Origin of the sequence: Shewanella sp. 10N.286.51.B8, from assembly GCF_041469325.1 — a bacterium.
Lineage (GTDB): Bacteria > Pseudomonadota > Gammaproteobacteria > Enterobacterales > Shewanellaceae > Shewanella.
Genome location: NZ_JBFRKG010000001.1, coordinates 31,101 through 44,882 on the forward strand (window position 1 = coordinate 31,101; position 13,782 = coordinate 44,882).

The window sequence follows — 13,782 nt, forward strand, 5'->3', positions numbered from 1 at the left end:
AAATCGCTCTAAAAAGTTGTGTAAAGCCGTTTTAGCAACTTTACTTAATATTACTCTTTGATTCATCTTCGTTGTTTGGGCGTTCATTATGCGCATTGTATTCGCTATCTTTTTTAGCTGGGTTATTTGGGGCTGTAGCCATAGTAATAGCGCCGAAAACGGCTCTAATCAGACCCAATTAACGCATCAAAATAATACCATTCAATGTGGGGCAATACCTCCTCCTTTAGATATGTCCGGCGTTAAACAGAATTTAATCAAAAGTGGTGAAATAACGACAGATATGAGTGAACAACAGCAACAAGAGATTGTTCGTCGTTATATCGCCAAGCGTAACAATGCATTTAAAAAGTGCAATAAAAGGAAGTAAAGGAGGCATAGGATGCCTATTCAATGGAGTAAAATCTTTACTGGTGCTATGACCATATTGGCAATGACTCTTTTTTCGTTAAACGCCATGGCAGCGCCGAGTCAATACGCTTCTCCAGCAGATGCTGGGGTAATGAATCAGCAACAGATCCAATACTGGTTGATTAAGCGCGGTGAGCTGGCAATTGATGCCAGCGAGGCAGCAAAGCAAGCTGCGGTAGAGAAGTTCACTCGCAAAGCAAGTCATAATTATCTGCCTGCTGAGGTCAAAATACTAAAGCAAATAGCTGCCAAGAATCGATCCCAACGAATAAAAGTCTCACCAGTATCAGCTCCGGCATTGGCTGACACGGATGTCACCAAAACCGTGAATGTGCTGGCGGTATTGGTCGACTTTCCTGATTTACCCTATAACGCCAATCGTTTAACCAAGTCTGATACGTCAATGTTTTATGACGATTATTCCGTACAACATTATCAAGATTTGCTTTTTTCTCGATCTGGATTTTCTGGACCTAACCGTGAGGTGCTTCAAACGGCTTATCAATATTTTGCTCATGCCTCTGGTGAGAGTTTTTTCTTTCGTGGTCAGGTTAAAGGCTGGGTAACCGCCAGTAACAATGCTGCTTACTATGGCGCCAATAATTCGGTTTTCAGTGATAATGATATTGCAGTACCTGAATTGGTTATGGAAGCCGTTACTCAGGCCGTTAAAGGGATGAGCGCGACAGAATTAGCTGAATTCGATAGTGAAGATCCATTTGATTTTAATAACAACGGCAATGAAAATGAGCCTGATGGCATCATAGACCACATTGTCATATTTCATTCCAGTATTGGTGAAGAGGCGGGCGGCGGCGTGTTAGGCACCGATGCTATTTGGTCGCATCGCTTTTTTGTTGGTGCCAATAGCCAAGGACAAGCTCTTCCTGGCACGTCAATGAAAGTTTATGGCTATACCATTCAGCCTATCGACTCAGGTACCGGGGTCGTTACCCATGAGTTTGGTCATGATTTAGGCCTGCCTGATGAATACGACACTAATCTGGGGGATGGCGCGCCAGTGGGTTACTGGTCGTTAATGGCAAGTGGTACTTGGGTGGGTCAAGCGCAAGCGGGTAATCCTTATATTGCTGGCAGTAAGCCTGCGGGCTTAAGTCCTTATGCCCGTTCATATCTGCAACAACGTTACCAAGGCAAGTGGGTCAATGAGCAAGCCATCGACTTGGCCGATATTACTGCTGAAGGTTTGACTGCTGAGGTTTTTGCAGCAGTTAATGCTGATGCTGTGAATCAATTGTCCATCGCATTACCCAATCCCCCCTTCGCCTTTAAGTCACCTTTAGTTGGCGACTATCAATACCATTCAGGTAAAGGCCATCAACTTACCAATAGTCTGAGTTTCGAGGTAGATTTACCCGCTGACGCACAGATTGAGCTTGTTATGCAGGCACATTGGAGCATAGAAACAGATTATGACTATATGCAATTGTTGATTGATGGCGTAGCCATTGTCGGCAACCATACCAGTGCCAGTAACCCTCTGTTCAACAATGTAGAGCACTATATTTCTGGGGTATCGAGCGATATAGCTGGCGCTTCAGGAACAGATGCTTGGGTTGAACTGGTTTATGACTTGAGCGATTTTTCAGGGCAAAGTGTGCAAGTTGAAATGAGCTATGTAACGGATCAAGCTGTAGGTGACTACGGTATTGTTATTGACCAAATTGAAATTAATCAGCAAGGCGTCAACATTTACCAAGACGGGGCCGAAGAGCAAGGCAAAGTTGATTTAGTGGGTTTTTCAAGGATCGATGATACCTTACCCGGTTTGCCGCAACGCTATATTGTGCAACTGAGAAACCATCAAGGTATTGATGCGGGCTTGCAAAGTGTCGGCTACGAGCCCGGTATTTTATTATGGCTCGAAAATAACAACTATGAAGATAACAATGTCGCCGAGCATGAAGGTTATGGCTTTATTGGGGTTATTGATGCTGACCAGAGTCTAATAACTGGCGGGTCTTCAAGTGTGCAGGTACGTGATGCCAGCTTTAGCTTATATCCTCAGTCAAGCTACGCTAACGATAGCGCTCTAAGTAACTTTAGTTTATTTGATGATAATGCTGATTACTCAGCGCCCCTGCAACCGCAATCAGGCATGGTGTTACCTGAACTGGGCTTAACGATGGAGGTGCAGGCGCAATCGTCAGACAGCTCAAGGGCAATAGTCGAATTTAAACTAAATGGTGTAGTTACTTCAGAGTTTATGGGCGAAAACCAGACAATTGCTGGCGACGATGGATCTCAAAGCAGTAGTGGCGGTAGTTTAGCTGGGGTGTATTTGTTGCTACTGAGCTTACTTCTTGTAAGGCTCTCGACTAAAACATAAGGCCATAAGCTTTATGGTTACTTTACAAATAGCCATGATGTTGCCAACGTATGGTAAACCGCATGGCTTTGTTGGACTAACTTTAACAAGATTGCTTTAGTGTTAAGGCGTTAATTTGCTTAACCGCATAAGGAAGGAAAATTTCGCTAACAATAATGTCTTGGTTGGCTAAGTTAAAGTAACGGCGACGCCCCCAAAGTGAAGAGGTGACAGGTTGGGACAGGCGGGTTGCCAGTTGGGCTAGCTTAGTGCAGCTTTCAAATTCAGCGACCTCTATTTTGCCCGGGACAATATCAGCACTGGTAAACAGTAGTTCACCCAATGGGCGCTTACCTAAGGCTTTAAAGTTGTGTTGATCATTGGCTAGGTTCTCAGGGATTAAGGTGCGTGCAAACACCCAAGGCTCGCCATCAAGGCACAGCAGTACTTCTCTTACCCAAACCTGCTTTTGCTGCGGGCATTCCCCTGCTAATGGTGTAGTAAGTTGTTCGCCAAGGACTTTAACTTCAAAATCGTGGCAACAGCCTTTAAGCTTTTGGGTTAAACTACCGGTAGCGAGTAACCATTCTTTTAGTGCCGATTGCGGCATAGAATTGATTGCATCAGGTGAAAACCACTGGATTGATTCACCATACGGGAAGCTAAGACTGGTCACGTTCATTCAATACTCGTTACAATATACTCAAACGAGTGCAGTTTATCATGACAGAGCAATGGCTGGATAGCCGCTGCTATTAGGCAGATTTAAATAATGGAGTTTGATTAACTATGGCAAAGTACCTATTCGCAGTGTTAGTTGCACTGTTTTTTTTCCCCAATGCGCATAGCGCAGATGACAAAGCCACTGGGAACTTTGCTTACTATGGTTTCGAACCTGACATTGTCACTAACTATATCTCTAACCGCAAAAAACTCGGTTTTGTAAAAATCAGTGTTGAGTTAATGGTTAAAGATCCTAAACAATTGCAGCAGATAGAGCACCATGATCCGTTACTGCGAGCCGCCATCGTTGAAGTGCTAGGAAATCAGCCTGAAGACAAGGTTAAGTCCTTGACCGGAAGAGAGGATATTCGTCGTGCGTGCTTTGAAACGGTTAATCGACTGCTAGAAGCTGAAACGGGTGAACAGTCCGTGGTTAATTTACTGTTTACTAAATACCTATATGATTAATGAACATTTGCATGAAAAACAGTAAAGCTGGCAACAAAACGAACAAGCAAACATCTGCGGCAAGCAAAGGCGTCGCTCATACTCAAGTGAAAACACTACACCCGCGAAATAAGCATAATCAAGGTTATGATTTCGAAGGATTAATAAAAAAGTGTCCCAAATTGTCCCACTTTGTCAGACCAAACCCCTACGGTAATCTTTCAATCGACTTCTCAGATCCTGAAGCGGTCAAAAGCCTCAACGCAGCAATTTTATTGACTGATTATCACATTGAGCAGTGGGATATTCCGGCAGGGTTCTTGTGCCCGCCAGTACCAGGTCGAGTAGATTATTTGCATTACATTGCTGATTTACTGGCTGTTAATGGTAAAGCGCCTAAAGGAAATAAGATCCGTGCATTGGATATTGGCACCGGTGCTAATGGTATTTATCCATTATTAGGGGTTAAAAGCTATGGTTGGCAGTTTGTCGCCAGCGATATTGACCCAGTTTCAATTGCAAATGTCGCTGAAATTATTAGCCATAACCCTGATTTAGCATCGAAAATTGACCTGCGCCAACAGACTAATCCTCAAGCTATTTTTAGCGGAATTATCGGGGATAATGAGCGCTTTGATATTACTCTGTGCAACCCGCCATTTCATCGCTCATTAGCCGAAGCGAGTCAAGGCAGCGCCAAGAAAAATGCCAATTTAGCCGCCAACAGAGCTAAAAAGCACAGCCAAAAGCCAGCCGTTAGCTCAAGTAGTGCCGCACTTAATTTTGGTGGGCAAAAAGCTGAGTTATGGTGTGAAGGTGGTGAGCAGCAATTTTTAACGAATATGATTAAAGAAAGTCAGCAGTTTGGGCAACAATGTTTGTGGTTTAGCTCATTAGTGTCCAAGTCAGAAAACCTAAAGCCCTGTTATCAATTATTAAAACAGTTACATGCCGATAGTGTGCAGACCATTGAAATGAAGCAAGGCAATAAAATTACCCGGGTTTTAGCTTGGAGTTATTTGCCCGAAGCGGCAAGAAAGCAGTGGGCTAAATTTAGGCATAATGCTATTTAGCATAGGGTTACATGATGAGTGATAACAAGGTGGTCATCACCTTGTTATCAATTGTTTGCGTTAATAGGTAACGCTAAACTTTCATCGCATCAAATTCAATATTTTCTGCGCCGTGGTAAACCAAGAAGTGACGCCCCTTGGCTCTGGCAATAATAGTGATCCCCAACTTTTGAGCTAGTTCTAACCCCATCTGAGTGACACCACTGCGTGATAACAATACTGGTATACCCATCTTGGCAATTTTTATCACCATTTCAGAGGTTAAACGGCCAGTGGTATAGAAAATCTTATCGTGCCCATTTTCACCTTCAAGCCACATGTCGCCCGCGAGGGTATCAACTGCGTTATGGCGGCCAACATCCTCAATGAAAGCTAAAATTTGGTCGTCTTTACAAATGCCGCAACCATGGACGGCACCGGCATTTTTGTAGGTTTCATTATAAGCACTAATGTTTTTTAGCAGGCTATATAAGGTTGATTGTTGTAATTGGGGCGTTGGCAGCTTTATATCATCGAGCCCTTGCATGAAACCACCGTAAACAGTACCTTGACCGCAACCTGAAGTGACGGTTTTTTCAGATAATTGTTTATCTAAATCAGCTGTTTGCTCTTTAGTCAAAATGGCTGCAGAGTCAACATCCCAATCGACGATAATTGATTCAAGTAAGCTGGCATCGTTAATAAAGCCCTGATTTTTCAAGTAACCCAAAGCTAATGACTCAGGTTTTGCGCCCAAGGTCATTAAGGTCACTATGGGTTGCCAGTTCAAATATACCGTTAATGGTCTTTCACAGGCCACGAATTTATCAACACTCTCTCCTTGCTCATTAATTGCTTTAACTGCAATTGTAAGGGGAACTTCAGCATTGGTTTTGACCAGTTTTAGCGATTTATTAGCATTTGATTGGGTCATTGAAAGTGTGGCCTCTGAAATAGTTAACTAGCTCGGTAGTGAGGATGGTAATGAAAACTAATTAACTATCAGCATAGCAACTTTTATTCCCGAGGCGGCAATGTAGTTTGTAAATGCGTGATCTAACTCTGATGTTAATCAGCAGCGACTAATTAACGTAGCCTTATGTCCTAGTATAATTAGCAATATAGACAAATTGTCCTACTCTTAGTGGTAATTAGGAGATCTGGATCTAGCTTTTTGTTCTTATTTATCTGGCACTATTTTTGCAGTGTACTGATTAGTTAAGAGAAATAAAGTGGTTTTTAGCTTCTAAAAATAATCAAGAGCAACTTTTAAGTCGTTGTTAATATATATTTTATTTATTTCTTGTGGATTTATGTTTTAAGGGCAAGGCTTGTATGCAACACACTGAAAATGTTTGGCCTATGTATGTTTCGCTTAGAAAAGTCGAAAAAATGATGGGGCGTTGGCCCTCAATCACTTGGGAAGTGGAACAAATGGTTCCTGCGACTCATGAGGCACCTGAAGGGGCCAAATTAATAATGTTTCAACTTTATAAAGATGAACGTGGCAGTTACCGGATAAATTTAGACATGGATAACACCATGTTATATATCGTTTGTGATGAGTTATCGGATGGCACTTGGGTTCCTGCTGCTATCTCTGCAGACCAAAATATTGCCGCAGCCTGTTTGGAGTCTGAAACCCCAGTGCTGAATATCCCAATGCCAGAAGCACTGGCATGTTGGGTTGAAGCTTTCATCACCCGTCATGGCGAAGTTGAAATATCAGCTAAACGCCGTAAGCATGTGAACCGCCGAAAGGATACTGGCCCTAGCACAGATCACCTTCGGAGACATTAATGAGCAATAATTCGAAAGGTTTTTTCTCTCGTTGGACTGAGCGTCGTGAGCAAGTTGAAGCTGAAGCTGCTCGTGAGACTGAACTGCAGCAAAAGAGTGTGGCGGCAGAGGAAGAAAGCCTTGCTGACTCTTCCACTGAGGATGCCATACAAGAAGCGCCTCAGCCTGAGAAGATCCTTGAAGCTGAAGATTTACCGGATCCCGAAAAAATTGAAGTTGGAGGCAGTTTTGCTTCGTTTATGGGGGCGAATGTATCACCTCAAGCGAAATCAGCAGCGTTAAAAGCACTGTGGAAACAACCCCAATACAATGAAATCGACGGCTTACTCGAGTACGCCCTTGATTACAGTAATCAACCTAAATTGTCTGCCGAAGTTTCGGCTGAATTAGCCAAAAAAGTCTTCCGTAACGTCGTAAAAGACAAAGAAGAAACGGAAGAGCAAGAGTTACTTGCTCGTGAGGATGATGACACAGTTGTTGATACAACTGATGCCTCACCAGTATTAAATGATAAGAGCGAAATCGTGTCTGCCACTGACTTAGATACCAACCAAGACCAGAGTGATGTTCTGGGAATGGTTGATGAAGAAGCTATAACGGCTTCAAGTAGCGCTAAGGCTTAGTGTGTAGTTAAAAATTTTAGTCCACTATTTAGCGTATAAGGTGTTTTGTTTATCATTTTAAGCTGATGTATTTAAATAAATGTTTAAATACAAAATGGATTTGCAGCCCTGATAAATCACCTAAGCGTTAAAAAACTGTTCAGGAACGCAATGTGAGCAATAGTCAAACCCCGCTAGAACTAAAACAAGTTCGCCAGCAGGTATTAGCACAGACTCAAGTGATCCAAAACTTGATCCCGCCAACAGTCAGTTATACGACTGAAGGCAATGTGTTAGTCATCGGCCCAGAAGATTTGGCCCGATTAGCTGCGGATAAACTGTCAACCATGGCCAATACGGTTATTTTGGCAAATGAAGCCATTACCAGCCAAGATGAAGCTCATCTTGAAGCGGTAATGAACGCTGCAGTAAATAGCGAAAGCTATTACAACAAACTTATTTCTGTTAAAGGCTTTTTAGGTCAGTTTCAGGTAACCGTTGAGAATGAAGGCGCGGGTGAAAACCAAGCGGCGACTGAGTTAAGTCTTGTTGCTATTCGTAAGCCGCATTTTGATATGGTTTTAGACCTGAGCATGTCGCCATGTCTTAACCTTGAAATGCTACCACCAGGTTATTTCTATGTCGGTCAAGATGCAGATAAATTAGCTGATGCGCTGGAGCAAATTCCAGATTTAGTTGGTGAATTTGATAAGCCACGTTATGTGAAGGTGAACAGTGATATCTGTGCTCATAACCGTAATGGCGTGAATGGCTGTAATCGCTGTTTAAACTTCTGCCCTGCTGATGCAATTAGTAGCATCGAACAAAAAATCGAAATTGATCCTTACCTTTGTCATGGTGCGGGTAGTTGTACTAATGCTTGTCCTACAGGGGCTATCGCATTTGATTTACCAACGCCACAAGCACTTCATAGCTATATTCAAAAACTGGTTAGTCGTTACCTTGAGCAAGCACAAGCTGCCCCTGTCATCTTATTCCATGACGGTGCCGTTGGTGCAGAGCACATTACCGCAGATCTAGTGGGTGACATCATTCCAGTTGAGCTGGAAGAAATCACGGTTGCTAGCATTGATCATTGGATGTCAGCATTAGCATGGGGCGCACGTCAGGTATTGATCCTTAATACTGACGCGACAGCACCCACGTTAACGCAAATGTTAAATGGTGAACTAATTTTAGCTAATAGTATTCTAGATGAAATGGGCCAACCTCAACGCATTAGCTTAATTGATACTCAAACACTAACGTCGTTGAGTGACAAACTGGCTATCAGCCTAGATTGGCCATTAATCGTACCTGCTGCGTTCACGCCAAGCACCAAGCGCGAAACATTATACGCTGCAATTGATCATTTAAATGAACAAGCAGCAGCGACTGATAGTGCCATTGCAATGAGTAATGTGCCTTACGGTGTAGTTAGCGTCGAAGTTGATAAATGTACCTTGTGTATGTCTTGTGTAGCAACCTGCCCAACACAAGCATTAACCGATGGTGGTGAATCACCGTCACTGCATTTTGTAGAGCAAGACTGTGTGCAATGTGGTTTATGTGAGACCTCTTGTCCTGAAAACGTGATTAGCTTAACGCCGCAAATCAATTTGGACCAAGCAGCACGTCAGCAGCGTCAAACGTTAAAAGAAGAGGCTCCGTTCGAGTGTATTCGTTGCGGAACCGCTTTTGCTACACAATCGATGGTTCATAGAATGATCGATATGATTGGTGGACATTCTGCATTTAACGCCAATATTGAGCGCCTAAAAATGTGTGGTGATTGCCGCGTAAAAGATATGTTTGAAGACATTCTTGAAGACCCAGAGAAGCAACTTCGATAAGAGATCCAATATGACCGAATTAGTTAGAGAAATTTCAGAAAACGATCAGCTACGGGCAGATATTTACCAATTATTAGCTGCATTACTACGTCGCCATCCGAGTGAAGAACTGCTGTCATTTTTAGCTGACATCGAAATAGAAACAGAAGCTGAAGATGATAACGACATGAGCACGGCTTGGCTGGCGCTAAAGGCAGCTGCGACCCAGTACACACAAGAGCAACTTGAAGAAGAATACTTCAATATTTTCTTCGGTGTTGGCCGTGGTGAAGTATTGCCATACGGCAGCTGGTTTATGACAGGCTCGTTAATGGATAAGCCATTAGCACTGTTACGCCAAGATTTAATGCAATTAGGTTTTGCTCGCGAAGAAGACGTTAAAGAGCCAGAAGATCATGTTGCAGCATTATGTGAAGTGATGGGTACCTTGATTTTAGAGGCGCCAGGTTATCGTCAATTAGCATTTTATCAGCGCCATATTGGCAGCTGGATTGCGCGCTTTTGTGACACCTTAGAGAAAACACCGAGTGCAGCGTTTTATGTGCCTGTGGCGCAGCTAGCAAAAGCATTTTTCATCATTGAAGCCAATGAGTTTGAGCAACTAAGCTTAGATATTCCAGTTAATTGCCCAGGTTCTGAAGCCGAAAAAACTGCTGCTGATGAAGCAGACAAGATTGAACCATCAACCAATGAACTTGCCTCTTAGGTAATTTTTAGGCTGTTGGTGCAAAGATTTATGCCACAGAGTTTGACTCTGTGGCATAGACTGAAAAGGAAGGCAACTTCCATAAAAACAGAGAGTAATTTTACTCTTATAACACGCGTTAAATTAAGGAGAGACTATGAAGAAGCAAGCTTCCGACATGGGTCGTCGTCAAATGCTAAAAGCATTGGCTGTCGGCAGTGCCGCTGGCGCAGTTGCCACTGTTAGCGGACAAGCTCTTGCCGCCTCACCAGAAGCTACACCCGTTGTAGGTAAAAGTGATGGTTATAGAGAAACAGACCATGTACGTAGTTATTACGACACATTACGTAGTAGCAAGTAATTTAAGGAGAATATGTGATGCGATTAACCCGCAAAACAGAAGCAGTCAAAGTCGCAGATAAACCTGCACTTGGACTCAATCGTCGCCAATTTTTGAAGTCTGCAACCCTTGCTACAGGTGGTATTGCTGCCGCTTCAATGCTGGGCGCCGGAATGATGCGTAAAGCTGAAGCAAAAGATGTTGCTTACGATGCGCCGACTGAAGTGATACGTACTATTTGTTCTCACTGCTCAGTGGGCTGTGGTATTTATGCTGAAGTGCAAAATGGTGTATGGACAGGTCAAGAACCTGCATTTGATCACCCATTTAACGCTGGTGGCCATTGCGCCAAAGGTGCTGCACTGCGTGAACATGGTCATGGTGAAAAACGTCTTAAATACCCAATGAAGCTAGAAGGAGGCAAATGGAAGAAACTTTCTTGGGAGCAAGCCATTGAAGAAGTGGGTCAAAAAGCCCTCGATATTCGTCAAGAATCTGGTCCTGATTCAGTATTTTTCATGGGTAGTGCGAAGTTTTCAAACGAACAAGCTTATATGTACCGCAAATTGGCAGCAATGTGGGGCACCAACAATGTCGACCACTCTGCACGTATTTGTCACTCTACCACTGTAGCCGGTGTTGCAAACACTTGGGGCTACGGTGCGCAATCAAACTCTTTTAACGACATGCGTAGCTCGAAAGCGATGATGTTTATCGGTTCGAACCCTTGTGAAGCTCATCCGGTTTCAATGCAACACATCCTTGAAGGTAAAGAGCGCGGCGCGAAAATTATCGTAGTCGACCCGCGTTTCACTCGAACTGCAGCTAAGTCTGACGAGTTCGTGCATATTCGTCCTGGTACGGATATTCCTTACATTTATGGTTTGTTGTGGCACATTTTTGAAAATGGTTGGGAAGACCAAACATTCATCGACCAACGTGTATACGGTATGGAACGTATCCGTGAGGAAGTGAAAAAGTGGACCCCTGCCGAAGTTGAACATGTTGCTGGCGTGCCTGAAGCGCAGATGCATCGTGTCGCCAAGTTACTGGCTGAAACTAAGCCTGGTACTGTGGTTTGGTGTATGGGTGGGACTCAGCATCACATAGGTAATGCTAACACTCGTGCATACTGTATCCTCCAATTAGCCCTTGGTAATATGGGTGTTTCTGGTGGTGGAACTAACATCTTCCGTGGCCATGATAACGTTCAAGGTGCAACTGACTTTGGCTTATTGTTTGATACATTGCCAGGTTACTATGGCCTTAAAACAGGTTCATGGAAACATTGGTGTAATGTATGGGACTTGGATTACGAGTGGGTTAAAGCCCGTTTCGATCAAGAGCAACGTCTAGGTCAAGATCCAATGACTTCAACGGGTATTCCATGTTCTCGCTGGCATGATGGTGTCCTTGAAGACAAATCTAAGATTGCGCAGAAAGATAATATTCGTATGTCATTCTTCTGGGGGCAATCAGTCAATACTGAAACCCGTGGTCGTGAAGTGCGTGAAGCATTGAACAAAATGGATACAGTTGTTGTTGTGGACCCATTCCCAACGATGGCAGGTGTCATGCACGAACGAACTGACGGTGTGTATTTATTACCTGCTGCAACTCAGTTTGAAACATACGGTTCAGTCTCTGCTTCAAACCGTTCACTGCAGTGGCGCTCACAAGTTATCGAACCATTATTTGAGTCAAAAGCTGACCACATTATCATGTACAAGCTGGCGAAAAAATGGGGTATCGATGCTGAGTTCTGTAAGCATATTAAAGTTAATGGCGATGAGCCGTTGATTGAAGATATGACCCGTGAGTTCAACAAAGGTATGTGGACCATTGGTTACACTGGCCAGAGCCCTGAGCGTTTGAAAATGCACCAAGAAAACTGGGGCACATTCGATATGGAAAGCTTAGAAGCGCCAGGTGGTCCAGCTAAAGGTGAAACCTACGGTTTACCTTGGCCTTGTTGGGGCTCGCCAGAAAACAAACATCCAGGTACGCAAATTCTTTACCGCACTGGACGTGAAGTTAAGTATGGTGGTGGTAACTTCCGTGCACGTTACGGTGTTGAGCATAACGGTAATAATATTCTTGCTGAAGGTTCTTATTCAAAAGGATCTGAAATCAAAGACGGTTACCCAGAGTTCACCGCTGACATGCTGAAACAGCTTGGCTGGTGGGATGACTTAACTGCTGAAGAGAAAGTTCACGCTGAAGGTAAAAACTGGAAAACAGATATTTCTGGTGGTATTCAACGTGTTGCTATCAATCACGGTTGTATCCCATACGGTAATGCCAAAGCACGTTGTATTGTGTGGAACTTCCCAGATGATATCCCGATTCATCGCGAGCCGTTATATACCCCTCGTCGCGACTTAGTGGCTAAGTACCCAACTTACGAAGATCGTATGGTTGCACGTCTTCCAACTCTGTATAAGTCTATTCAAGAAAAAGACTTTGCTAAAGACTTCCCATTAGCGGTAACTACGGGTCGCTTAGTTGAGTATGAAGGTGGTGGTGAAGAAACACGCTCAAATCCATGGCTTGCAGAATTGCAGCAAGAAATGTTTATTGAGATTAACCCTGCTGATGCAGCCGACCGCGGCTTACGTGATGGTGATGATGTATTCGTTCACAGTCCAGAAGGCGCTAAAATCACGGTTAAAGCAATGGTGACTCCACGAGTCATTGCTGGTGAATGTTTCATGCCATACCATTTCGCGGGTGTATTCGAAGGCAAGAGCCTAGAGAAAAATTACCCTGAAGGAACCGTACCTTACATTATTGGTGAAGCTGCCAATACCGTAATGACCTATGGTTATGATGTTGTGACTCAGATGCAAGAGACTAAGTCTAGCTTGTGTCAGATCAGCAAAGCCTAATTAACTTGATGAGGAGATAAGCCATTATGGCAGTCATGAAATTTTTGTGTGACACAAAACGCTGCATCGAGTGTAACGGTTGCGTCACAGCTTGTAAGAACGAAAACGATTCCGCTTTAGAGTGGGGTATTCAGCGTCGCCGCGTGGTTACTATCAATGATGGTGAACCCGGTGAAGCGTCAATTTCTGTTGCATGTATGCATTGTACCGATGCTCCTTGTATGGCCGTATGTCCGGCGGATTGTTTCTATCAAACCGACGATGGCATTGTGCTACACGATAAAGATACTTGTATCGGTTGTGGTTACTGTTTTTATGCATGTCCTTTTGGAGCGCCACAGTTCCCGAAAAAGACCGCATTTGGTAGCCGCGGTAAAATGGATAAATGTACTTTCTGTGCCGGTGGCCCAGAAGAAAACCATTCCGATGCCGAGCGTCAGAAGTACGGTGCAAACCGTATTGCTGAAGGTAAGTTACCTATGTGTGCTGAGCTTTGTTCAACTAAAGCCCTGCTTGCTGGTGATGCCGAAATCGTATCGAGTATCTATCGCGAACGTATGTCTAAGCGCGGTAATCCGAATACCATTTGGGGCTATGATCCTAAAACGGGTGATATGGTTTAGACAGTGCAAAGGTTACGGGCTTTGTCCGT

13 protein-coding genes are annotated in these 13,782 nt (G+C 43.7%); 11 read left to right on the plus strand and 2 right to left on the minus strand.

Annotation, left to right across the window (positions count from 1 at the left end):
* Positions 1 to 88 precede the first annotated feature (88 nt).
* Both AB4160_RS00155 and AB4160_RS00160 read left to right on the plus strand, forming a co-directional pair.
* Complete coding sequence (locus AB4160_RS00155) at positions 89 to 370, plus strand: hypothetical protein (RefSeq protein WP_372003118.1); 282 nt, start codon at positions 89 to 91, stop codon at positions 368 to 370.
* A gap of 12 nt (positions 371 to 382) precedes the next feature.
* Entirely contained in the window at positions 383 to 2,761 is a 2,379-nt protein-coding gene (locus AB4160_RS00160) for an immune inhibitor A domain-containing protein (protein WP_372003121.1), read from the plus strand.
* Positions 2,762 to 2,843: 82 nt separating this feature from the next.
* On the opposite strand, the gene AB4160_RS00165 is transcribed toward AB4160_RS00160, so the two are convergent.
* Complete coding sequence (locus AB4160_RS00165) at positions 2,844 to 3,422, minus strand: chorismate lyase (RefSeq protein ID WP_102435951.1); 579 nt, start codon at positions 3,420 to 3,422, stop codon at positions 2,844 to 2,846.
* A gap of 107 nt (positions 3,423 to 3,529) precedes the next feature.
* On the opposite strand from AB4160_RS00165, the gene AB4160_RS00170 reads away from it, so the two are divergent.
* Both AB4160_RS00170 and rlmF read left to right on the plus strand, forming a co-directional pair.
* Positions 3,530 to 3,931 (plus strand): flagellar basal body-associated protein FliL, encoded by a 402-nt coding sequence (locus AB4160_RS00170; protein WP_102435952.1) that lies wholly within the window; start codon positions 3,530 to 3,532, stop codon positions 3,929 to 3,931.
* Positions 3,932 to 3,942: 11 nt separating this feature from the next.
* Positions 3,943 to 4,983 carry a 23S rRNA (adenine(1618)-N(6))-methyltransferase RlmF gene (rlmF, locus tag AB4160_RS00175; protein ID WP_241903444.1) on the plus strand — a complete coding sequence of 347 codons (1,041 nt, stop codon included), beginning with the start codon at positions 3,943 to 3,945 and terminating at the stop codon, positions 4,981 to 4,983.
* A 73-nt stretch (positions 4,984 to 5,056) separates the two neighbouring features.
* On the opposite strand, the gene AB4160_RS00180 is transcribed toward rlmF, so the two are convergent.
* The gene (locus tag AB4160_RS00180; RefSeq protein WP_102520200.1) at positions 5,057 to 5,896 is read right to left on the minus strand and encodes a formate dehydrogenase accessory sulfurtransferase FdhD; all 840 of its coding nucleotides are present in this window, start codon (positions 5,894 to 5,896) and stop codon (positions 5,057 to 5,059) included.
* A gap of 401 nt (positions 5,897 to 6,297) precedes the next feature.
* On the opposite strand from AB4160_RS00180, the gene AB4160_RS00185 reads away from it, so the two are divergent.
* From AB4160_RS00185 to fdh3B, 7 genes are all read left to right on the plus strand, one after another.
* A complete protein-coding gene (locus AB4160_RS00185; RefSeq protein WP_372003124.1) occupies positions 6,298 to 6,762 on the plus strand; it encodes a DUF3305 domain-containing protein in 465 nt (154 codons plus the stop codon).
* A complete protein-coding gene (locus AB4160_RS00190) occupies positions 6,762 to 7,385 on the plus strand; it encodes a DUF3306 domain-containing protein (protein WP_102435958.1) in 624 nt (207 codons plus the stop codon). The genes AB4160_RS00185 and AB4160_RS00190 overlap by 1 nt, the downstream gene beginning before the upstream one ends.
* Before the next feature lie 152 nt (positions 7,386 to 7,537).
* Complete coding sequence (locus tag AB4160_RS00195; RefSeq protein WP_372003127.1) at positions 7,538 to 9,217, plus strand: 4Fe-4S binding protein; 1,680 nt, start codon at positions 7,538 to 7,540, stop codon at positions 9,215 to 9,217.
* A 10-nt stretch (positions 9,218 to 9,227) separates the two neighbouring features.
* Positions 9,228 to 9,923, plus strand: a complete 696-nt coding sequence (locus tag AB4160_RS00200; RefSeq protein WP_102435962.1) for a molecular chaperone — start codon at positions 9,228 to 9,230, stop codon at positions 9,921 to 9,923.
* Between the two features lie 136 nt (positions 9,924 to 10,059).
* Complete coding sequence (locus tag AB4160_RS00205; RefSeq protein WP_102435964.1) at positions 10,060 to 10,263, plus strand: twin-arginine translocation signal domain-containing protein; 204 nt, start codon at positions 10,060 to 10,062, stop codon at positions 10,261 to 10,263.
* A gap of 17 nt (positions 10,264 to 10,280) precedes the next feature.
* Positions 10,281 to 13,130 (plus strand): formate dehydrogenase subunit alpha, encoded by a 2,850-nt coding sequence (locus AB4160_RS00210; protein WP_102531513.1) that lies wholly within the window; start codon positions 10,281 to 10,283, stop codon positions 13,128 to 13,130.
* A gap of 26 nt (positions 13,131 to 13,156) precedes the next feature.
* Entirely contained in the window at positions 13,157 to 13,753 is a 597-nt protein-coding gene (gene fdh3B / locus AB4160_RS00215; RefSeq protein WP_102435967.1) for a formate dehydrogenase FDH3 subunit beta, read from the plus strand.
* Positions 13,754 to 13,782: the final 29 nt, after the last annotated feature.